The following is a 23,602-nucleotide window of genomic DNA, read 5'->3' on the forward strand; positions in this document are numbered from 1 at the left end:
CGTTTCCCGGATAATTAAAGAGATACGCCATGAAGGAAAAAATTGAACAATTAAAAGCTCTCAACCACAAAGCTGAGTTAGGGGGCGGAGAAGACCGCATCGCGAAGCAACATGCGGCAGGTAAACTAACCGCTAGAGAAAGAATCGAACTACTATTGGAAAAAGGTAGTTTCGTGGAAATCGACAAGTTCGTGACACATACGTGCCATGAGTTCGGTTTAGAAAAACAGCGTCCATTAGGGGATGGCGTGGTCACCGGTTACGGAATGATCGGGCAACGCACGGTATTTGTTTTCGCTCAGGACTTCACGGTATTCGGTGGGGCCTTGTCTGAGACGTATGCCCGTAAGATCTGTAAGATCATGGACATGGCAACGGAACTAGGCGCTCCGGTGATCGGGTTGAACGATTCGGGAGGCGCACGTATTCAAGAAGGGGTTCGTTCCTTGGCGGGATACGCCGAGATATTCCTCCGGAACTCGTTGGCTTCGGGCGTGATCCCGCAGATTAGCGCTATTATGGGCCCGTGTGCGGGTGGAGCGGTTTACTCGCCGGCGTTGACGGACTTTATCTTTATGGTAAAACAAACGAGCTATATGTTTATCACCGGCCCGGAGGTCGTGAAAAGCGTGACGCAAGAAGAGGTTACGATGGAGAATCTGGGAGGCTCGGAAGTGCATAGCACCCGTTCCGGAGTGGCTCATTGCACGGCGGATAACGATATGGATTGTATCTTGAAGATACGTGAGTTGATGTCGTTCTTGCCGAATAATAATATGGAAGAGCCGCCATTCGTCCCTACCACCGATAGCCCGAACCGCATCGATCCGCAATTGGATCTGCTGGTTCCTACCAATCCCAACCAGCCGTACGACATGAAAGAGTTGATCCTTTCCGTGGCTGATGATCAAAACTTCTTCGAGATACAAGAGGAATATGCCAAGAATATCATTATCGGTTATATCCGTTTGAATGGAAAGACGATCGGTGTCGTGGCGAATCAACCTGCTGCGTTGGCCGGTACGCTGGATATCAACGCGTCCGTAAAGGCCGCCCGTTTCGTCCGTTTCTGCGATGCGTTTAATATACCGTTGTTGACGCTGGTGGATGTACCGGGTTTCTTGCCGGGCGTGAACCAAGAGTACGAGGGAATTATCCGTCATGGCGCTAAGTTATTGTATGCGTATTGCGAGGCTACCGTGCCGAAAGTGACCGTCATTACCCGAAAGGCTTACGGTGGCGCTTACGACGTGATGAGCTCCAAGCATATCCGGGGCGATATCAACTTCGCTTATCCAACCGCCGAGATCGCTGTCATGGGACCGGATGGTGCCGTGAATATCTTGTTCCGTAAGGATTTGAAGACCGCGGAAGATCCCGAAGGCAAACGGAAGGAATTGCAAGCCGATTACCGGGAGAAGTTCGCTAACCCGTACCGGGCCGCTGAGTTAGGCTATGTAGACGAGATCATCGAGCCGTCTATCACACGCAGCCGCTTGATCCGTAGTTTTGAGTTGCTGGCCAACAAACGGCAATCCAATCCTCCGAAGAAGCATTCCAATATTCCTCTTTAAAAACGAATCCTTATGATAAAGAAAGTATTAGTAGCCAATCGTGGCGAGATAGCGATGCGGATATTCCGCACCTGCCGGGTGATGAACATCCCGACCGTAGCGATCTATACGCATGTGGATCGCGGAGCATTACATGTACGTTATGCGGAGGAAGCCTACTGCATCTCGGAAGATGAAGCGGATACCTCTTACTTGAAGCCGGACTTGATCCTTGAGATCGCCAAGAAGACAGGAGCCGCCATTCATCCGGGTTACGGCTTTTTGTCGGAGAACGCCGACTTCGCCCGTCGTTGCGAGGAGGAGGGCGTGATCTTTATCGGCCCGAGCGCCGACGTGATCGCCAAGATGGGTATCAAGACCGAGGCCCGTAAGATCATGAAAGAAGCCGGTGTGCCGGTTGTACCCGGAACGGAAAAGCCGGTGACGGACATAGAGGATGCCAAGAAAGTTGCCGCCGAGGTGGGTTATCCGATTATGCTAAAGGCGCTTGCCGGAGGCGGTGGAAAGGGTATGCGTTTGGTACATAGCGAGGATGAGATGGAAGCGGCTTTCCGTATGTCTCGTTCCGAGGCGGCCAACTCGTTCGGAAACGATGCCATCTATATCGAGAAGTATATCGAGAACCCCCATCATATCGAGGTGCAGGTACTCGGGGATAAATATGGGAACGTGATCCATCTGTATGAGCGTGAGTGCTCCATCCAGCGCCGTAACCAGAAAGTGATCGAGGAAGCGCCCTCTCCATTCGTGAAGGAGGCCGCTCGCCAGAAGATGTTGGCCGTAGCGGTGGAGGCTTGCAAGAAAATCGGTTACTACAGTGCCGGGACGTTGGAGTTCATGATGGATAAGGACCAGAACTTCTATTTCCTCGAGATGAATACCCGCCTTCAAGTGGAGCATCTGGTGACGGAGGAGACAACGGGCGTGGACTTGGTTCGCGATATGATCTTGGTGGCCGCAGGAAATCGTCTGCCTTATAAGCAGGAAGATGTGGCTTGCCGAGGGCATGCCTTGGAATGCCGTATCTATGCGGAGGACCCGGAAAATAACTTTATGCCCTCTCCGGGCGTGATCAAGGTGCGTGAGGCTCCCGAGGGACGTAACGTACGTCTGGATAGCGCCGCTTACGCCGGTTTCGAGGTGTCCTTGCATTACGATCCGATGATCGCCAAGCTTTGCACATGGGGCCGGACCCGTGAGTCCGCCATCTCGAATATGATACGTGCCTTGCGGGAATACAAGATCTTGGGAATCAAGACAACGATTCCCTTCCACCTGCGTGTGTTGCATAATGCGACTTTCTTGAAGGGGAATTACGATACGACCTTTATCGACACTAAGTTCGATAAGGAAGACTTGAAGCGTCGCCAGAACAGCGACCCGACCGTCGCCGTGATCGCCGCCGCCTTGAAGCATTACGAGGAGGAGAAAGAGGCGGCCGCCCGTGCGACGACCGTTCCGCTGGTAGGGGAGTCCCTGTGGAAACACTACGGGAAGTTACAAATGTTAGCCAATAACTTTTAATGAGAGGAGGAATGATTATGTCAAAGGCTTTAGCGACTTATTTTGCCACGGTTAACGATATTCCCGACACAGAGTTCAAGGTAGAGATTCTGGAAGACGGGCCTATCAAGAAAGTATCCGTAAACGGTACCGTTTATGATGTAGATTACAATCTGGGCGGAGATACGATCCACTCGATCATCATGAACCATAAATCTCATGGCGTACAAATATCCAGTGTTGGAGATTCCACCTATGAGGTAAAGAATAAAGGTGATTATTTCCAAGTACAGGTGATTGACGAGTTGAAGAAATTACGCCTGTCGAGAACCAGTTCCAAGACGGTCGGCCGTCAGGTCATACAGGCCCAGATGCCGGGCGTGATCCAGAAGGTATATGTCAAGGTAGGCGATGAGGTCAAGGCGGGAGACCCGCTTTGCGTATTGGTTGCCATGAAGATGGAGAACGAGATTCGTACGCCGATCGATGGGGTGGTGAAAGAGGTGTATGTCAATGAGACGGACAAGGTCTCCGTGGGTGATAAGATGTTGGTTGTAGAGTGAGTTGTCTCGGGGTTATAGTTTTCCCTCGAGAGAATAGGAAAGGAATCGGAGCAGTCCGGTTCCTTTCGCATGTTTGGTAAAATTATCTTAAAAAACATTCCGTCTTTCTATCGTGTTACAGAGTTATTATTTCTACATTTGTAGCGTTTAAACCTAAATCATGAAGTTATGTTGACAGCAATGGTCATTGTGTTCCTTGTCGGTTATTTGATGATCGCATTGGAACATCCTCTAAAGATAAACAAGGCGGGAACGGCTTTGCTTATCGGTACGGTCTTATGGGTTATGTACACGTATGCGGCCCCGTTTTTCATCCCGAGGGCCTCGGCAGAGGAATTCAGCTTGTTCTTGGAATCGTTCCCCTCTTTGGGTTCTTTAACGTTTAAGGAACAATGTACCCGGTTCGTCGTGGAGCATCAGGTTCTGGATAGTATCGGAGAGATCGCCGAGACACTTATATTCCTGATCGGGGCGATGATAACCGTGGAGCTGATCGATGCCCATGGCGGTTTCATGTTTATCACGAATCATATTACCACGAAGAAAAAGAAGAAACTGCTGGCGTTGATCGCCGTGATCACGTTCTTTATGTCGGCCGTGTTGGACAACCTTACCACCTCGATCGTCATGATCATGTTGATCCGTAAGTTGCTCGGGAATTATAAAGAGCGGTGGGTGTTCGGCAGTATCATTATTATAGCGGCGAATAGCGGTGGCGCTTGGTCACCGATCGGCGACGTGACTACGATCATGCTTTGGGTAAGGGGAAATATCTCCACCTCATCCACGATCCCCCATTTGATCCTGCCGAGTATCGTATCGGCGTTGATCCCGGTCTTGATCGCCATGCGTTTCTTGCATGGCAACGTGACGCCCCCTAACGCATTCTCGCAAATGGAGGCGGACAATGAGTTGCTGAAGAAATTGAAGGATAAGGAGAAGTTATCGATCTTGATCATCGGTGTGTTGTGTTTATTGTTCGTGCCTGTATTCAAGACGGTTACTCATCTTCCCCCGTTTATGGGTATCTTGATGGGAGTGGGTATTCTTTGGTTCTATACGGAGATGCTATACGCCCGTAAACCGATCGACGAGGACTTGAAATTGCGCTTGTCCAAGGTGGTTCACCGTATAGACGGGGCGACCTTGTTATTCTTCCTCGGAATCCTTTTGGCGGTGGATGCCTTGCGTTGCAGCGGCGTATTGTCGGATTTCGCTTTCTGGCTGGACGATACGGTAGGCAATGTGTATGCGGTGAACCTGATTATCGGCGCCTTATCGTCTATCGTGGATAATGTTCCGTTGGTAGCGGGTGCTATCGGTATGTACCCGGTGGCTACGGACGCTATGGTGGCTGCGGCGACTGATCCGGCTTATCTGGCGAACTTCATGCAAGACGGCGTGTTCTGGCAGTTCTTGGCTTATTGCGCAGGAGTAGGTGGAAGTATGTTGATCATCGGTTCCGCCGCCGGAGTCGTCGTGATGGGCCTGGAGCGGATCAATTTCATTTGGTACTTGAAGAATATCTCGCTGCTGGCCTTGGCGGGATATTTGTCTGGTGCGGTGGTATATATTCTCCAGAATTTGATATTATAATAAGTGTATGATATTAATTGCGGATAGCGGATCTACAAAGACGGAGTGGTGCCTGGCGGATCAAGGCAGACCGGTGCGTACGGTCGTGACGGCGGGTATCAATCCCTTCTTCCAGACACGGGAGGAGATCGCCGGAGAAATCCGGGATGCCTTATTGCCCGCCTTGAAGGGTGAGCGGATCGATGCCATTTACTTCTATGGCGCCGGTTGCGCCTTCCCGGAGAAGAACCGGATCGTGGAAGAGGCGATTACGCCTTATATCCCGGCTCCCATAGAGGTGTATAGTGACTTGATGGCGGCTGCTCGTGCCTTATGCGGGAGCCGTCCGGGAATCGCCTGTATATTGGGGACGGGATCGAATTCTTGTCTGTATGACGGGACGGAGATAACGGAGCATATCTCTCCCTTGGGATTCATTCTGGGGGATGAGGGTAGTGGCGCCGTGCTCGGGAAGTTATTGGTAGGGGATTGCTTGAAGCGTCAGTTGCCGGCGCCTTTGGTTCGGAAGTTTATGGATCAATATGAGTTGACGCCCGCCTTATTGTTGGAGCGGGTATATAAACAACCTTTCCCGAATCGTTTCTTGGCTACCTTGTCCCGTTTCTTGTTGGAGAATATCACCGAGCAACCGATTTATAATTTGGTCTATACGAGTTTCCGTAGCTTTTTCCTCCGTAACGTGGCGTTATATCCGGGAGCTGATACGTACCCGATTCATTTCGTAGGCTCTATCGCCTATTATTATCAGGAGGTATTGAGAGCGGCGGCCTTATCCTTAGGCTTGAAGGTCGGTACGGTCGTACAGGCTCCCATGAACGGATTGATCCGGTATCATTTTATGAACGAAGAAAAAAATGAATGAGTTATGGCATTTCAAAAGATAACCGAGTCGGAATCGTTGTACGATAATCTGGATCAGATGTCTGTCCGGGAGTTGCTGGAAGGCATCAATAACGAGGACCGGAAAGTGGCGATCGCCGTTGGCCGGGAGATCCCGAAGATCGAGAAGCTGGTAACCCGTATCGTAGAGCGAATGCGGAGAGGCGGTAGGCTCTTCTATATCGGGGCGGGTACGAGTGGTCGCTTGGGCGTCTTGGACGCCTCCGAGATCCCTCCCACGTATGGTATGCCGAATACCTTGGTGATCGGTTTGATCGCCGGCGGCGACCGGGCGCTCCGGAATCCAGTGGAGTCGGCGGAAGACGATCTGGATAAGGCTTGGGAGGAACTTCAACAATATCATATCAATACGAACGATACTTTGGTGGGGATAGCCGCCTCGGGTACGACTCCCTACGTGATCGGCGCCCTGCGTAAGGCACGCTCCGAGGGAATCCTGACGGCCTCTATCTCCTGCAACCCGGACTCTCCGATGGCGGCGGAGGCGGAGATCGCCATCGAGCCGGTAGTAGGTCCGGAGTTCGTCACCGGAAGTACGCGGATGAAGAGCGGTACGGCCCAGAAGATGGTGCTGAATATGATCACGACCTCCACGATGATCAAGCTTGGCCGGGTGAAGGGGAACCGGATGGTGAACATGCAACTGACCAACCAAAAATTGGTGGACCGTGGCACCCGTATGATCATGGAAGAGCTTCGTCTGGATTACGAGCAGAGCAAGAACCTCCTGCTCCTACATGGCTCCGTCCGGGAGGCGATCGATTCTTATCACCGTGAATGGCGGCTGAATCAATAAATAATTCCTATCTTTCGGGGTAAAACCTAAAAGATCGTTGATTATGATGTGGGATTTCATACTAAGACTTTTCGTGGCAGGTATTCTGGGCGCCGTTGTCGGACTAGACCGTGAGTACCGTGCGAAGGAGGCGGGTTACCGGACTCACTTCCTTGTTTCGTTGGGTAGCGCGTTGATCATGGTTGTCTCCCAATATGGCTTCCAAGATGTCATCCTAGAGAATAGCGTAAGTCTCGATCCGAGCCGTGTGGCCGCCCAAGTGGTGAGTGGCATCGGTTTCATCGGGGCGGGTACGATCATCATCCAGAAACAATTCGTACGGGGATTGACTACCGCCGCCGGTATCTGGGCGACCGCCGGTATCGGTCTGGCCGTCGGCTCAGGCATGTACGGGCTCGGTATCGCCGCCACTTTGTTGACGCTCGCCGGGCTGGAGCTGTTGAGCGTTATTTTTAAAAGCATCGGGATGCGAAGTTCCTTGGTGGTATTCTCTACCTCCGACAAGGAGGCGATCAACCGGATCGCCCGTGTTATCTACGAGAAAGGTTTCCTGTTGGTAAGCTATGACATGAAAAGACTGGGGCATCAGGAGAAGGACGAGTACGTCGTCAGCATCGTGTTGAAAGCCCGTAAAAACACGGAGGAAAGTCCACTGTTGCTATTGATGGAGCAATTTCCGGAGGTTACGGTGGAGAGAATTGAATAGTTATTCTGTATTGGCGGTAAGTTTTCGTATATTCGCGGCTCGAAACTATTTAATAATCGTACGATGAATTTTATTTCTAAGCTATTCAAGAAGAACGTATCTGAGGCGGAAGAGGCCGGCAAAGGTTCCGTGGAGGAGTTCGTATCTTTAATCCGTGTATATTATCAAGCCGTTATGGCCGTGAACTTGGGTATCACCAACTTGAACATGCTCGCCGATATGGCTTTGTTCAAACGCATGTTGAAGATACCGACCCAGAATAACAAATTGGGTGTCGCCGAGAAATCCCGTGTGCGCAAGGTGTTGATGGAGGATTACGGCCTAAGCGAGGCTTTCTTCAAGGAGATCGACAGCTCGGTGAAGAAGAACTGCAAGAACCAGAACGATATCAAGACGTATTTCTTCATGTTCCAAGGTTTCTGCAATGACTTGTTCAACTTGCTTGGCAATCTGATGCAGTGGAAGTTCCGCTTCTCCATGCTGGTGAAGAAGTTGCTGTATAATATGACGACGAAGACGGTTCACGATATCTTGACCAAGTCCGAGTGGAAGGATATCAGCGTGCAGAAGGCCGCATGGAGCGTGCGTAAGTATGCCGAGAAACTAGGCTACTCCGAGCAATGGATCACGGACTTCGTGTATAACGTCGTGCTTCTGGCGAAAGAGGATCAGAAGAAGGAACTCAAAAAGAGCAAGGAAGCATGACCACCGAGCTGCATCCGCTAGGTTTCTTCCTCCCGGAGAATACGAGATTGCTGATGCTGGGAAGTTTTCCGCCTCCAAGAGCTCGTTGGAGCATGGATTTTTATTACCCGAATATCCAGAATGATATGTGGCGCATCCTTGGCTTGATTTTCTATGGGAACAAGGATGCGTTCCTGCGAGACAAGAAGGCGTTCAGCGAGGAGAAGGCGAAGGCTTTCTGCCGGGAAAAGGGGATCGGGATCGGTGATACCGCCATGGAGGTGATCCGCTTGAAAGCAAATGCCTCCGATAAGTTCCTTGAGGTGGTACGGCCGATCGATCCGGAAAAGGTCTTGTCCCAGATACCGGAATGCGTGGCGATCGTGGTAACCGGGCAGAAAGCGATGGATACCCTCCTCTCCGTATTGCCCGGCACGGAGGAGCCGAAAGTGGGCTTCTCGTCGGAATTTTCTTGTATGGGAAGGACGATGAGGCTGTTCCGTATGCCTTCATCCTCTAGAGCTTATCCGAGGCCGTTGGAGGAGAAGGCCGCCGTTTACCGGGGGATGTTTGAGACGTTGGGGATGGTGTGAGGCAAGTCTGCCATACAGCATTCCTCGTTTACGCCCCACCTCTTCAAGGAGTGCGGTAAGCTCGGAAACGTCCTATCTGAATGATGTCCAATTATCTCTTTCGTGTATATACATATTTTAAGTACTTGATGCGACATTAGAACAGGAGAAACGCTGCGATATTTGCGACGTTATTCAGTTTAAAACGTCCGATTATGGAGTTTAATGCACGAACTTATTTTCAGTAAGGTACAGTTGTAGCATCTTATCGCCGTAAGATGTATGATCTTACTGTTGTAGGATGTATTATATTACCGTTGTAAGATGTATCATCTTTCACGGATACTTGACATCTCCTTGTCTTGCGTCTTTTAGCAAAGTGACAGTTTGTAAATTTAAGTCATGGAGAATCGATTCTTTCGGGTAAAGGTAAGGTATGCTCCCGAAAACGAAAGAAAAAAACGACAATCGATTGGTTGATAGGCTAATGTTGAATAACGGCCTTTTATTCTAGCGGAATTTATTCATCGTATTTCATGTTTTGGGGGCAGGAAGGGAAGAAAAACGGTGCTACAATAGGGTTATAACAGGGTAAGAATGCCCATTCGCAACTACTCATAACCCTATTCTTGACTACTTACGATGCCCAACGGCAGTATCGGCGTTGCCTAATACGACTAGTTACGCAGGCTTCCGGCACCTATTGTGTGTGGAAAACGCTGTATTTTAACAAAAAGGGGTGCTTATTGCTACTGCTTTCTCGCTATTTCGCTAGGTTTGGAAAATAGGTGTGTCAAGGTAAATGCTCTATGGAAATCAAAAAGATGGCCGGAGAGCGGTTTGGTTGACGGAAGGATATTTGCAGGGCGAGTACCGTGTAAGATAAAAAGAGAGGAGACGGAACGATAAACGCTCCGCCCCTCTTATATAACAAGAATGAATGAATTATTGGGATAATCTCATCATAAAATATTGCTAGTGAGATACATCTTCTTCATTTATCCGATCAGAGATACTCAATGTCACGGAGAACATTGAGTATCGTGATATTCATTTTTAGATCAATTATTTACGTAAAATCCAATATGCCCAGTTGCGCCGCTAAAAGTTATGACAGATCCTACTTGAACTGTAGATCCATTACAAGAGACTCTATATCCCTTATCTATGGAAACAACTTTATACTTTCCATGTTCAACAAAGTAAACCCATGGACCTCCACTATAAAAACCACTGGTGATAGTATATTCCATGAAATTTTGATCTTCAATAACCATTGATATATGGGCGTCCTGATTTTGAGCTGTAACGTACATTTTTGAATACCCTTCTCTTTCTGCGGCATAGGAAGGTGATGGACCATTTACGTCAGCATTGATATTAATAACAGTTGTTGTTAATAGTGCAATATAGAATGAATAATACTTTCTTCATGATATATTTTCTTTATTTTCTTGTTTTAAAATTCCAGAACCAAGCCTCTCCCCAATCACCTGCGCCGGGTTTCGGAGCCGCTAGTTTAAGATGCTCACCATCCGCTTCCAAGATGTGATATTCATATTGAGGAGCGAAGGTATCATCTGTGTCTCCCATTTTCACCAGTCCTAATAAAGGAATGGTTCCGGTGAACGTTAATGTACCTTGATCCCAACCTTCTTTGGCTACAGCGGATAAGTCCCATGCGATTGTTCCGGATTGACCGCGGCTGGTTTCTACTTTCTTGCCAGCCAAGGTAAAAGTCATCCAACCTTCTAACCCATCTTTGGCATATCCTTTCTCAGTACATTGTTGGTCGATGTCTGTGGCTTGAACTTGCCACCATTCCGGACCTGTGCTTTCCATATAAGCACCATTTCCCCAAAGGCCGTTGCTGGCATCTGTATCCCAAACCCAAGTTACAGAATTATACTCCGGTCCGAATAATCCTTCATAAATAGAAGGCACATCCACATACTCGGAGATCGTCACATCGTTAGAGAAAGAGGTGATGGAGCCGTCTTGGTTCATAGCCCGGACGGTCAAGCTCGTGAGGGGAGGAGTGCCAATGATGGAACCCTCGGTTCCGGTGGCTAGGATGGCCCCGTCTTGATCCAATACCTGTACCGTCAGTGTGGGATTGGTGGAGAAGGTGAACTTGTTTTGTCCGGCCGTCGTTTGCGTAAGCGCTACACGGGCTTGCAGATCCGCCTCGGTTAAGTTGGCGGATATGCCCGGATCACTTTCTGTGATTGGGTCGCAGGAAACCATCATTCCTGCGATCAATGCCATTACTATATAATATATATTCTTTATCATGATTGTATATTCTGAATTAAAAAGTTATTAATTAGCCCAGCCATTGTACTCGGCGTCCGCTCCCCAACCTTCGTTCTGCTGGAGTTCACTGGAGAGTGAGATCTGGCTCTCAGGTATCTTCATGAAACCGGCGGAGGTGTTGTAGCGGGAGGCGTAACCACCATTTTGCGCCTTGTTCGTGGCAGGATTACCAGCGATGTAGATAGGCGTACCTATCTGTTTCTGCAAGGCAGCGGCGGCAATGTGCCAGCGGCGGATGTCGTTCCAACGGGTACCCTCCAAAGCTAATTCCCAACGGCGCTCGTTTTGCAGAGCTTGGAGCGAGTAGCCGATAGCCGGAAGGCCGGCACGCTCCCGCACCTTATTCATACCGGTGGCATCTCCCTTGAGCTCGGATTGCATCAAGAGAACGTCAGCGAAGCGGATCAATACCAAGTCGTGGATGTTGTCCAAGGCTTGGTTATTCGCGCCTTGCGTCCAGCCATCGATTCCGTACATCTCGTTCTCGAAGGTCTTGAAGTAGCCACTCTCGTCATTGGATGTCTTGCATGCGACAGGAGACCATTTCATGGCATAGTAGTCCGTTTCCTGTACGAAGTCCGCCCAACCGCCTTTGTTATAAGCGGGTAATTTGTCCGTACGATATACGGAAGCGTCGCGACGCATGTCATTTGGTTCTGCGCTTGCCCAATCGTTCACGAAATTCGGTGCTACAGGCCCGGCTCCCCAACCTTGTCCGAAGGGGAAGGTATTTGCTACGTCTTGATCTCCGCGAAGACCGAAATGAAGCGCGTAACCATTGGCGAAAGCGATGGTAGTATTCCAACTGGCCAGCTTATTGAACTTGATGGCGAACATAGATTCCGGGTTGACGGCGTTATCATCCTCTACCCATTTCAATCCTTTTCCGGCGGTGTATTCGAAATCGTTCACCGTGCAACGGTTCGTGTAAGCCCAAAGGCTACGGAAGTCGGATGCTAAGGAATATCCGGAATTGTTCACGCAATCATCGATATAAGAGATCACTTGATCCTTCGTTAGGGTAGAGCCGTCGGCCAAGGTGACGGAGGTCAGCGGGTTGTAAGTGGCGCTGGTCAAGGCGGCTATATCTTCGCCATTCCCGTACATGCCGGTGTAGAACAACCAAGCACGGCCTAACATGGCCTCGGCGGTGTACTTGTCGACGTGTCCTGCCTCAAGGGATGACGTACCTCCACGCCATGCGGGCATGATGTCGGCGGCTGTCTTAAGGTCTAGCAAGATCTGTCCCCAGATCTCGGCGGGGCTTGCCTGTGGCACATCGCTTGTCTGGGATGTAGTGATTAGGGGTACACGATTGTACATCGAGGCTAGCTCGTAGTAGAAATAGGCACGCATGAAGAGAGCCTCGCCCATCAATTGGTTACGTGCTTCCGTGGAAGGAAAGTCCGGACAGTTATCCAAGGTCTCTATGGCGCTGTTGGCACGGAATACGCCGGCATAACGGTCTTTCCAGAACTGGCGGGTCATGTCGGACTGATAGTTGCAGAGCAGGTCCATGGCCTGCATCAGCTTGTCGTTCGAGCCGCCCCCGCCTAGCGCGTCATCGCTGGCTAGTTGGGCGTAATAAAGGAACGATCTCTCGGGGTTGGCGCAAACGGATGCCATGCTGGCGTAAACGCCTGCTATCATTTGCTGGGCATCGTCGTACGACTCCGGGAATGTAGCGGTTGTCTTCTCTGTGTAATTGGTCGTGTCGAGCATGTCCTCACAACTGGAGAAGGCTACGGCAGCGCCCATACATATTGCATATATTAACTTTTTCATGTTGCTTTTCTCTTAAAATTTAATGTTAACACCTACCATATAAGTTCTGGGTGAAGGATAAGAACCTAAGTCGATACCTCTTGCCCAAGGATTGTCCTCGCGATAACTATCGTTCGTACCGATTTCGGGGTCCATACCCTTGTATCCCGTGAAGGTGAAGAGGTTCTGGGCGCTTACGTACAGACGTAATTGCGGCAGTGGGCAGTTCTTCCATAGGTTCTTGAAGTCGTAGCCCAAAGTAACGTTCTGGATGCGGAAATAGCTGGCGTCTTCCACGAAGATATCGGATATCTGTTGGAAGTTGACACCTGTGTTACCCGGAACCAGACGAGGATAACGATTGGAGGTTCCCTCACCGTGCCAGTACTCAAATACCTCGGAGGTGTAATTCTCCACGTTGCCGTCGGTAAACTTACGATAAGAGCGCATATTTTGTTGTCCGAAGGCCCCATAGGTGGTTACCGCTAAATCGAATCCTTTGTAACCAACGTTGAAGCTTAGACCCATCGTGATATCCGGGTGCGGGTTGCCGACTTCGGTCTTGTCGTCCTCGTTGATCACGCCGTCGCCATTCACGTCTACGAATTTCAAGTCACCCGGTTGGATGGAGCTACCTTGCAGGGAGTTGGCTGCGTTGCCTTTACAGTTCTTATCCAGATAAGCCTGCACGTCGTCGGCGTTTTGCATGACACCTTCCGTTTTATAGGCCCAGAAATAACCGATCGGGTGTCCTACTTCCATACGGGATACAGGACGTGTGTTCTCGGCCAGTACCTTGTCCGGACCTAGGATGTAACCGTCTTTGTTGTTGATCTGCGTAACCTCGTTCTTGTTATGGGCAAGGTTTAGGTTCACGCCATACGTCCAGTCGCCCTTCTGGTCGTTCCAGCCTAAGCCGATCTCGACACCTTTATTTTCCACGGTACCGCCGTTGATATAGGGAGCGTTCGTTCCGTAAGAGTCTAGGATCGGGGCAACGATCAACAGGTCCTTGGTTTTCTTGTTGTACCAATCGAAGTTCAAGCTCAATCGGCCGCTTAGGAAACGGGCATCCAGACCAAGGTCTAACTGCTCGGAAGTCTCCCATGTCACGTCCTCGTTCGGCATGATGCTGGCATAACCGCCTTGCGTGGCCGTACCCTTGTTGTTGCCGAAGGAATATTGTCCGAGGTGGTCGAACGCTACGGTCGAGAAATATTGGAAGTTATCGATATTACAGTTACCGTTCTGACCCCAGCTGGCACGGATCTTCAAGAAGTCCATCCAGTCGTGCGTGCTTTCCATGAAATCTTCATTGCTCACGACCCAACCAGCCGATACGGAAGGGAATGTACCCCAGCGTTTACCACGGGCGAAGTTCGAGGAACCATCCGTACGTAAGATCACGCTAGCCATGTATTTCTCGTTGAAGTTATAGTTGATACGTCCGAAGAATGACGCTAAGGCGTTATCCCCTGTCGGATATCCTTTGGCTGAGGTAGGCTGAGAAGCCATGCTATTGCTGATATAAGCCCGGTCCCAGTCGGAGAACAGAAGGTCGTTCGCCGTTGCCTCCAGATACTCACCCATACCGAAACCGCTCTTCTTGAAGGATTGACCGACTAATACATCGAAGTTGTGTTTCTCGATGTTGAAGGTGTAGCTAAGCGTATTCTCGATCTGCCAGTCCCAACCAGTCGTCATGTTCTGGGTAACCTCATTGGTTAGTTTTTGATCGGTAGAGGTTAGTTTATAAGCCGGACTGTAGCCACGGTAAGAGCTGGAGTTCTGTTTGTAGCTGACCTGTCCTTTATAGACGAGTCCCTTGATTGGTTGTACCTTCAAGTAGCCAACCATAGTTAATCCGTAGTTTTTGCTCTTGTTGTTTCCACGGGAGGAGTTGACCATTGCGGCGATCGGGTTACTCGTATAAGAGTTGTAGTTGAACCAACCGGCCTTGTTCAAGTCGTCATACATATAGTAATCCCCGTTCTCGTTATAGATAGGAACCAGCGGGTTGGCACGTAACATCCAAGAGATGTCGTTACCGTATTGATTACCCTCGGAGATACCGGAAGATTCATTATGATTATAGTACAGGTTTTCTCCGAATGTGATGATATCCAAGTCACCCTCTTTCCACAAAATATGTTCAGAGTTCATGCGAACCGTGAAACGTTGGTAGTCGGAAGCGACCGGCTTGCCTAGCGTACCTTCCTGTTTCGTGTAGGATACACCCGTGGAGAATTTGGAGCGTTCCGTACCACCGGCCAAGTTCAAGGAGTGGCTGGTAGTAATGGCGTTCTTGTTGCGGATTGCGTCAAGCCAGTTGGTACCCTCATCCTCGCCGCTCATGTAACGGTTGTACTGTTCTTGTGACATGTAATTCGTCCACGTGTAAGGTTGGTTACCCGTGTTGAAGTTCAGTTGGTCCATGACTGCCATGTATTCCTTTGCATTCAGCAAGTCCGGCATCTTATATACGTTCTGGAAACCTACATAGCCGTCGTAACTAACCTGTAATTTACCCTGTTTGCCCTGCTTTGTCGTGATCAATACAACACCGTTGGCCGCACGTGAACCGTAGATCGCGGCGGAAGCGGCATCTTTCAATACGTCCAAGCTCTCGATATCGGCGGGACTTAAGGAATTGATGTCGCCTTCGACGCCATCAATAATGTATAGCGGAGTCGTGCTGCCGTTCGTTCCGGCACCACGAATGTTGATATCGAAACTCTTACCCGGCTGGCCGGAGTTCGCTACGATATTGACGCCCGGGCTTTGGCTCTGCAAGGCACCTAGCGGGTTTGTCGTGTTTAATTTTTGGATATTCTCTCCCTTTACTTGAAGGGTAGCACCTGTCACCAACTTTTTCTTTTGTACACCATAACCTACTACCACTACCTCGTCCAAACTCTGTGAGTCCTCTTTCAAGGTGATCTGTAAGTCGGATGTTTGGGCGGTTACGGGAATCTCTTGGGTCATATAACCGATGTAGGAGATCTCTATGATAGAGCCGGGGGCGGCCTCTAAGCTGAACTTACCATCCAAATCGGTTATCACTCCGTTTGTCGTTCCCTTTACGATAACATTGGCACCGATGACTTCCATTCCTGTTGCGTCTTTCACGGTACCAGTGATTCTTTTTGTTTGTTGCATGACTTCCATCGAAGTACTAGGGGCGGCTAACATTTGTGGTATGCCACCTAGCTGGAAGGCCATACATGCGCCTAAAAACAGCGTCGTTTTCTTAATTGTTGAATTCATTATTTTTTACATTAAATCATATAAGGCTAAACTAAAATTCATTTACTCAATAGGGTCATTAGCGGTTAACTGCTAAAAACATTAGATTTTCGGTCCTTCCTCATAGGCAATTGTTTTTTGTTGTTAATATGTATTGTTAATTTCTGTCGCAAAATTACGTCGGATCCCAAGTGCGTTCAAATACTATTTTATCCAAGAATAATACTTTTTTGCCGGAGTGTATTTTTAACACATCGATGGGGTAGCCGTAGGCATGAAAGCCTTTGTGACTGGTCGCAAAGATAGATGTGTGAAGGAAAAGAGAAGGGGGGATTTTGTATAGAAATAGGGGGGGATATGTATTTATCCCTGTTAAAAAGGTCTCTTATACAATGATTTTTGTCTTTTTGTAGTTATCCCGGAACTCTTTGGGAGAGCAGTTTTTCTTTTTCTTAAAGATACGGTTGAAGTTCGAGAGGTTATTGAAGCCGCAGTCATAACAAATCTCCGCGATGGATCGTTGCGTGTCCACCAGCATGCGGGCGGCGTAACCGATACGGATATCGGTGATATAGTCGGAGAGGGTCTTCCCGGTCCTCAACTTGAAGAAACGGCTGAAAGCGGAAGGGGCCATACCTACGAGTTCCGCCAGTTGGTTTAGGCGGATATCCTGTTGGTATCGTTCGTTAATGTAATTTTGTACTTTCTGGATACGACGGCTCTCGGAATGGATATCTGTTATTTTAGCGAATGAGGAGCTGGCCAATACTTTGTAGTTCTCCTCGACAGAAAGCTCATATAAGATGGTTAAGAAGTTGATGACCGCATAAAAGCTTTGCTCCTCGGAAACCAGCTTTTCCAGTAAATGGTAAACCTTCAGGATGGAAGACATCGGGAAACTGATGCCGCATTGGGCTTTCTCCAACATTTTCCGGATACTGTTGAATTGGTTTTTCTCCAATAGATTCTTCCCGAAGAGATCGGGAGAGAACTGGATCGTGATCTCATGGATCAAAGGCGATTTACATGCGTTCTGCTCCCAGACATGCTCCAGTTCTTTCCCGGTTATCAATACTAACTCGTATTCTCCGATCACTTCCGCAGAGTCACCGACCACACGCCTTACCCCCGGAGCGTGCTCAATGAAATTGAGCTCGTACTCCGAGTGGCAATGGATCGGATAGGTAAATTCTGTCTTACGCCGGTCTACGATGTAAAAGCAGTCCTTTTCCGATAGTGGGGTTATCTCGCGGATAATGTCCATTCTCTGTTGACAATTTAGTTAGTGAGCCTCGGTCAGCTCTATGACCTTGCTATGGGCATGAGCCGTAGAGAACACGTTCATTCCTATTTTCATCAAGAAATCTCCGCTGAAGGTACCTCCGTCGGTAACCAAGGTCGATTTCTGGCCCGGCATGAGGTTTATCTCTTGTACCTTATATTTCTTATTCGGGTCCAATCCTTGTAGCTTTACGGGGAAAGTCTTTTCTCCGAAGCGAGGGTGGATATCATAAGCGAATAGGACGGATTTGCTTTTTGCCTTATCCACGTACATCACGGATGAATGGTTGGTATCGTAAGGGGAGACTAGACGGTACAGATCGCCGTCGAGGATCGTGCCCTTTAGACGTTTGTAGTTGGCAACTGCTTCTTGGCAGTATTTCATCTCGTCATCGTTCATTTCCTTCAAGCTGATATCGAAGCCCATCTTACACATCATGGCCACGTCGGTACGGAACTTGATGGAGGTATTCTTGTTCCAGCTAGTCACGTGGGCGCACATTGCCTTTGCCGGGAAGAACTGGGAGAATCCCCATTGGATATACAAACGCTCGATCGGATCGGTGTTGTCGCTGCACCAGAATTCCGTGAAATATTTCAATGCCTCGTAATCACAGCGGGCACCCCCACCGGAGCAAAGCATGATCGGTAGGTGAGGGTATTTCTCGGCTACCCGTTTGAATACGTTATAGACACCTCGTACATGGTCGATATACAATTGATTCTGCTTCTCTTTAAGATAGGGGGAATAGACATTGGTAATCGGGCTGTTGCAATCCCATTTGAAGAAAGCCAGATCCGGATTCTCGATCATGATATTATCCACCACGCTGAATACATAATCCTGTACTTTCGGGTTACTTAAGTCCAAGACAAGTTGATTGCGGTAGTAATAAGTCTCACGATTCGGTAGATGGATCGCCCAATCCGGGTGTTTCTCGAAAAGTTCGCTCTTGGGGTTTACCATCTCCGGCTCGATCCAGATACCGAATTTCACGCCGGCATCTTTAGCGGTCTGCACCAGATGAGGAATGCCGTTCGGCAACTTATCGTGTGTAACCTCCCAATCGCCCAATCCGGCCTTATCGTTTTGACGAGGGTATTTATTAGCGAACCAACCATCGTCCAGCAAGAACATATCTACACCTAGGTGCTTGGCTTCTTTCATTAATTCCTCCAATTTCTTCTCGTTGAAATTGAAACCGGTCGATTCCCAGTTGTTCAGTAGGGTAAGGCGATCGCCTTTACCATCCTTGATCTGGTAATTACGTGCCCAATCATGGATATCACGACTGGCTTTTCCGGTTCCTTGATTACTCAATGTAAAGATAAACTCAGGAGTGACGAACCATTCGTTCGGTTTCAATTCATAGGCGGACGCATAGGGATTGATGCCGGAGATGACACGAAGGTTACCGGCGTTGTCCACCTCGAACGTAAAGCGGTAGTTTCCAGTCCAACCGATCGTTCCCATTAAAACATCTCCTGTATTCTCACTGGCCGGGGCACCTAATCCAATCTCAAAAAACGGGTAAGCGTGCATAGCGGCACGGGAGCCTAGTTTCGTATCGATAATCTTTTTCCCGAATTTCAAGTCTTGGCTGCTCATCTGTACTTCCTTGGCCCAGTCACCGCTAAACTCGGTCAATACATAGCGAGGACTCTCGAAATAAAGCATATTGGAAGCGTATTGGGTAATCGTGACCGGTTTTTTCTCCATATGACGAATCTCAGTCCAAGCCTTGATCACGTTTTCTTTAGCGAAGGTTACATAATGTAATTTAGCCTCCACTGGGTATACATCGTCTTTCAGGGAGATAATTGTCTCCGTAACGTTATTGTCTAGTTTCTTAGATTCGCTGGAAACATACTTGAATATGCTAGTCATGTTTCCGTCGTTATGCTGGATGGCGAAAGCCGGTTCGAAATAATCTTCCGCTCCTGAGCAAGGATATACTTCCCATCCACGGGTTGATACGCTGCCATCCGTTCCGGCTTGGATATTCCATGAGAGGTTCTCAAATTCGGATTCGTTTACTAATTTATTTCCCAGATAAGTTTGGTAGAGCCGTCCGTTGGGGGCTACTTGTAAAATCAAGTCCGTCTCGTTGGTCGAGATTAAGATCATCTTTTGATCGGCGGCTTTTACGAATGGCAAACAAAAGCACAAAAGGATAACTGTAAGTAATAGATTTTTCATGGTAAATTATTTGAATGTGTAAATAGTAGAGACGTAGCGTGCCACGCCTCTACTAGAATACATATTGTAATTAATTCTGCTCTTTCAGGATCACGTCGTGAGCGCCACCCTCAACGATACTTGTAGAGGAGACAAGCGTGATCTTGGCATGCTGCTGCAACTCTTGGATAGAGATGGAACCGCAGCTACACATCGTAGCGATCATCTTACCCAATGTTACGTTTAAATTATCTTTCAATTTTCCGGCATACGGTACATAGCTGTCCACGCCTTCCTCGAATTTCAAGGACTCGTTTCCACCCATGTCATAGCGCTGCCAGTTCTTCGCACGGTTAGATCCCTCACCCCAATACTCCTTCACGAAGTTGTTTCCGATTTTCATCTTCTTCGTAGGAGACTCGTCGAAGCGGGCGAAATAACGGCCCATCATCAGGAAGTCGGCACCCATAGCCAACGCTAATACCATATGGTAATCGTGTACCAAGCCACCATCGCTACAGATAGGGATATAAACGCCGTGTCTCTTGAAATACTCGTCACGAGCTTTCGCTACGTCGATCAAGGCGGTAGCCTGTCCGCGACCGATACCTTTCTGCTCACGGGTGATACAGATGGAACCACCACCGATACCTACCTTGATGAAATCCGCTCCGGCGTCAGCCAAGTAGTTGAAACCATCTTGGTCAACCACGTTTCCGGCACCAACCAGTACCTTGTCTCCGTAGGTATCCTTGATCCAGTGCAAGGTCTCGTACTGCCATTCGGAATAGCCGTCGGAAGAGTCGATACACAATACGTCAACGCCAGCCTCTACCAATGCCGGAACACGTTCCTTATAGTCGCGGGTGTTGATACCGGCACCTACTAATAATTTCTTATCTCCGCCGGATAACTCTTTCGGATTCTCACGGTGGCTATCGTAGTCCTTGCGGAATACGAAGTATTGAAGCTTCTGATCCTTGTCGATGATTGGCAATGTATTCAACTTATGATCCCAGATAATCTGGTTCGCCTCTTTCAAGGTCATGCCTAGCTCGCCAACGATTAGTTTAGCGAACGGGGTCATGAAATCTTTCACTTTCATGTCGATCGGGTCTTTGCCTTCACGGTAATCGCGACTGGTTACCATACCTAGCAATTTGCCGTTAGGCGTACCATCATCTGTCACACCAATCGTAGAATGTTCTGTCCGGCGGACTAGCTCAAGCACGTCGGCCAAGGTATTCTCGGGCGTAAGGTTAGAGTCGCTGATAACAAATCCGGCCTTGAATTTCTTTACTTTGCGAACCATATCCGCTTGGCTCTCGATCGGTTGCGAGCCGAAGATGAAGGAAAGTCCTCCGTTGCGAGCCAACTCGATTGCCAGTTTAGGGCCGGAAACCGATTGCATGATCGCGGAAACGAAAGGAATATTTAATTCAATAGCGGATTTCTCGCCAGACTTGAATTTCACAAGCGGCGTTTTCAATGAAACGTTTGCGGGAATACATTCTTTGGTGGTTAAACCGGGAATAAGTAAATACTCACCAAATGTTCTCGATACATCGTTTAAGTAGATTGCCATAAGATTTTATATTTACAGGATGAGTTTTTTTAATTGCGCAAAAGTAGCGATTTCTGTTCATATATGAATCACATGTTTACATGAAATGTTCGAAATATGCGTCACGCAACATTTATAGTTATGGATTTGTTATTAATGTAGATTTAAAAAGGAGGAAAATATGAGAGTTGTAGTTGATAAGGCTCAATCCAGAGGGTATGCGAATCACGGTTGGTTGAAAACACATCACACGTTTAGCTTTGCTAATTATTACAATCCGGAAAGGGTTCATTTCGGGATGCTACGTGTATTGAATGATGATTCCGTGGCGCCGGGTGAGGGATTCGATATGCATCCACATAAGAATATGGAGGTTATCTCCATCCCGTTAAAGGGATATTTACGCCATGGGGATAGCATAAAGAATAGCGAGGTGATTACGCCGGGAGATATTCAGGTGATGAGCGCCGGTACCGGTATCGTGCATAGCGAGTTCAACGACAGCGGTAATGAACAATTGGAGTTCTTGCAAATATGGGTATTTCCCCGTGAGGAGAATACCAAGCCTCATTATGCCAGTTATGACGTGCGTCCGGTTACTTCGGAAAAGAATAAGTTGTCCTTGATCATCGCTCCGGACGGTAGCGCTCCTGCGTCGATCAACCAAGACGCTTGGTTCTCTTTAGGAAACCTAGATGCCGGTCAAGTAAAAGAGTACAAGCTACATAGTAAAAATAATGGAGTTTATTTATTCGTGATCGACGGAGAGGTGGAGGTAAGTAATACGATCCTGTCTAAGCGTGACGGGGCCGGATTCTGGGAAACCGATAGCATTACGATAGAAGTCTTGAAGCACGCAAAAGTTCTTTTGATAGAAATTCCGATGATGAAATAAATGTTGATAGGTTAGTGCTGGCGGGTATCTTAATAGTTGATGTAACAAAGCTATTAGGGTACCCGCTCTTTCCTTGTTAATGTTTTATCGGTTTATCCGTGAAGTAATCGATCATCTTTAAGATCGCCCGGCTACAAGCTGGACAGAATGGAGCGTAATCACGCATCATACAGTGATCCATCGGGCGATAAATGCCTTTAGCGATGTAACCGCCTCCCTCGAATACGCCTGCCTTATCCTTATGGGCGTCATCTAATGGGGTAGGTATCGGTGTATTAGTTGGTAGAAGATCTTTCCATTTAGCATCGAAGTTAACCAAGGTCGTGATGTTCGGTTCCCAAGGCTCGTACTTCAAATTATAAAAATCTTGATAAGCGACCTCGGAACTGAAATATTCATCTGCTAGACCAGCGAAACTATGTCCGAACTCGTGAACGAATACGACCGGGGTACGTGGGTTATCGGCGGTTCCCATGGCATAAAAATTATACATACCGCCACCACCGTAAGCGTCCGTGTTTACCAAGATGAAGATTGCGTCGCAAGGAGCGTTCCATACGGCGTCACGTATAGACTTCATATCCGGGGTGGTTAAATAGCGATCTACACCGAATGTATAATAACCGGAATTCAATGCGGTATTCTTGAATATACCTTTACCGGATACATCTGTTCCCGATTCTTCCGAAACGGCATCTACCGCCCAAATATTGAAATCTTCCCGGCGAGTGTCATAAGGCGGGGTTTTAAACAATGCCTCCGTAAAACGTTTGGCATCAGCTACGAATTTCTCTTGCTCATCCGCCGTATAACCTTCCGCCAAAAATACGAGGTCTACTTTCCCGGAGGAATCCCCGTTATATTGGATTTTTGTGATCCGGTTTTCCTTGAGTTTTCCCCGGTCAATAAAAATACTGGCCGGATCAATCTCTTGTTTCAATAAAAGATGGAACTGCATGTCGGCCTTGTCTCTTGCCGTAATCTCAATGATGACAGGAGCTTTCGGATAGGGGATAGAGATGCTATTTGTCCAAGATTGTGTCTCGGTCTTCGCTTGCTCCGTACTTCTCCATTCTTCGAATAACGTATTGAATCCTCGTGAGTAGATCAACTCTTTACCGGCTTTATCATATACATTAATATAATACCCTCCATAACCAAACGGATCGATCAAGTTTTTGACCGGCCCTGCCCAGACGGGTTCTTCCCGGAGTTGTTGTATAGCGGCGGCTTGGAAATCCCAATTCCCGCTCAATGCGAAATCAATCCGGAGACTTTTCTTCGTGAAGTGTTTTTCAAAATTAGTTTGTGCCAGACAAGTGAAACTGAAAAGAATGGCGAATAATAATAATAAGGTTATTCTTGCTCTCATAGATCTATAATATTTATCATGTGTCAACTTTATGACGCAAATGTATATTATTTTTTTATAGATTTGCCACGATTAGTGTATTATACTCGTT

At 48.2% G+C, this 23,602-nt stretch carries 17 protein-coding genes; 10 read left to right on the forward strand and 7 right to left on the reverse strand.

Features of this window, described 5'->3' with window-relative positions:
- The first annotated feature begins 29 nt into the window (after positions 1 to 29).
- The 9 genes from BDI_RS00370 (at position 30) to BDI_RS00410 (ending at position 8,915) form a co-directional block, all read left to right on the forward strand.
- Entirely contained in the window at positions 30 to 1,574 is a 1,545-nt protein-coding gene (locus BDI_RS00370) for an acyl-CoA carboxylase subunit beta (protein WP_005855235.1), read from the forward strand.
- A 12-nt stretch (positions 1,575 to 1,586) separates the two neighbouring features.
- On the forward strand, positions 1,587 to 3,098 hold the full coding sequence (gene accC, locus BDI_RS00375) for an acetyl-CoA carboxylase biotin carboxylase subunit (RefSeq protein WP_008774450.1): 1,512 nt from the start codon (positions 1,587 to 1,589) through the stop codon (positions 3,096 to 3,098).
- Positions 3,099 to 3,115: 17 nt separating this feature from the next.
- On the forward strand, positions 3,116 to 3,640 hold the full coding sequence (locus tag BDI_RS00380) for a biotin/lipoyl-containing protein (RefSeq protein ID WP_029257277.1): 525 nt from the start codon (positions 3,116 to 3,118) through the stop codon (positions 3,638 to 3,640).
- 168 nt (positions 3,641 to 3,808) lie between these two features.
- Positions 3,809 to 5,236: a sodium:proton antiporter NhaD gene (nhaD, locus tag BDI_RS00385; RefSeq protein ID WP_005855241.1), complete on the forward strand. Its 1,428-nt coding sequence runs from the start codon at positions 3,809 to 3,811 to the stop codon at positions 5,234 to 5,236.
- A gap of 7 nt (positions 5,237 to 5,243) precedes the next feature.
- Positions 5,244 to 6,098 carry an ATPase gene (locus BDI_RS00390; RefSeq protein ID WP_011965880.1) on the forward strand — a complete coding sequence of 285 codons (855 nt, stop codon included), beginning with the start codon at positions 5,244 to 5,246 and terminating at the stop codon, positions 6,096 to 6,098.
- 3 nt (positions 6,099 to 6,101) lie between these two features.
- Positions 6,102 to 6,932, forward strand: a complete 831-nt coding sequence (murQ, locus tag BDI_RS00395) for an N-acetylmuramic acid 6-phosphate etherase (protein ID WP_005855245.1) — start codon at positions 6,102 to 6,104, stop codon at positions 6,930 to 6,932.
- A gap of 43 nt (positions 6,933 to 6,975) precedes the next feature.
- On the forward strand, positions 6,976 to 7,638 hold the full coding sequence (locus BDI_RS00400) for an MgtC/SapB family protein (RefSeq protein ID WP_005855247.1): 663 nt from the start codon (positions 6,976 to 6,978) through the stop codon (positions 7,636 to 7,638).
- 63 nt (positions 7,639 to 7,701) lie between these two features.
- Entirely contained in the window at positions 7,702 to 8,343 is a 642-nt protein-coding gene (locus BDI_RS00405) for a hypothetical protein (protein WP_008774447.1), read from the forward strand.
- Positions 8,340 to 8,915 (forward strand): uracil-DNA glycosylase family protein, encoded by a 576-nt coding sequence (locus BDI_RS00410; protein WP_009276808.1) that lies wholly within the window; start codon positions 8,340 to 8,342, stop codon positions 8,913 to 8,915. The genes BDI_RS00405 and BDI_RS00410 overlap by 4 nt, the downstream gene beginning before the upstream one ends.
- A 1,425-nt stretch (positions 8,916 to 10,340) precedes the next feature.
- Here the strand turns inward: BDI_RS00410 and BDI_RS00420 are convergent.
- From BDI_RS00420 to BDI_RS00445, 6 genes are all read right to left on the reverse strand, one after another.
- Complete coding sequence (locus tag BDI_RS00420) at positions 10,341 to 11,189, reverse strand: hypothetical protein (RefSeq protein WP_005855255.1); 849 nt, start codon at positions 11,187 to 11,189, stop codon at positions 10,341 to 10,343.
- Between the two features lie 27 nt (positions 11,190 to 11,216).
- Complete coding sequence (locus tag BDI_RS00425) at positions 11,217 to 12,995, reverse strand: RagB/SusD family nutrient uptake outer membrane protein (RefSeq protein WP_005855257.1); 1,779 nt, start codon at positions 12,993 to 12,995, stop codon at positions 11,217 to 11,219.
- A gap of 12 nt (positions 12,996 to 13,007) precedes the next feature.
- Complete coding sequence (locus tag BDI_RS00430) at positions 13,008 to 16,241, reverse strand: SusC/RagA family TonB-linked outer membrane protein (RefSeq protein ID WP_009276810.1); 3,234 nt, start codon at positions 16,239 to 16,241, stop codon at positions 13,008 to 13,010.
- A 364-nt stretch (positions 16,242 to 16,605) separates the two neighbouring features.
- Positions 16,606 to 17,484: an AraC family transcriptional regulator gene (locus tag BDI_RS00435; protein ID WP_009276811.1), complete on the reverse strand. Its 879-nt coding sequence runs from the start codon at positions 17,482 to 17,484 to the stop codon at positions 16,606 to 16,608.
- Positions 17,485 to 17,502: 18 nt separating this feature from the next.
- Complete coding sequence (locus BDI_RS00440; protein ID WP_011965881.1) at positions 17,503 to 19,701, reverse strand: alpha-galactosidase; 2,199 nt, start codon at positions 19,699 to 19,701, stop codon at positions 17,503 to 17,505.
- Positions 19,702 to 19,771: 70 nt separating this feature from the next.
- Positions 19,772 to 21,265: an IMP dehydrogenase gene (locus BDI_RS00445; protein ID WP_005855263.1), complete on the reverse strand. Its 1,494-nt coding sequence runs from the start codon at positions 21,263 to 21,265 to the stop codon at positions 19,772 to 19,774.
- 160 nt (positions 21,266 to 21,425) lie between these two features.
- On the opposite strand from BDI_RS00445, the gene BDI_RS00450 reads away from it, so the two are divergent.
- Positions 21,426 to 22,139, forward strand: a complete 714-nt coding sequence (locus BDI_RS00450; RefSeq protein ID WP_005855265.1) for a pirin family protein — start codon at positions 21,426 to 21,428, stop codon at positions 22,137 to 22,139.
- 76 nt (positions 22,140 to 22,215) lie between these two features.
- Here the strand turns inward: BDI_RS00450 and BDI_RS00455 are convergent, their stop codons facing one another.
- Positions 22,216 to 23,511: a M64 family metallopeptidase gene (locus BDI_RS00455; RefSeq protein ID WP_005855267.1), complete on the reverse strand. Its 1,296-nt coding sequence runs from the start codon at positions 23,509 to 23,511 to the stop codon at positions 22,216 to 22,218.
- Positions 23,512 to 23,602: the final 91 nt, after the last annotated feature.

The organism is Parabacteroides distasonis ATCC 8503, assembly GCF_000012845.1.
Lineage (GTDB): Bacteria > Bacteroidota > Bacteroidia > Bacteroidales > Tannerellaceae > Parabacteroides > Parabacteroides distasonis.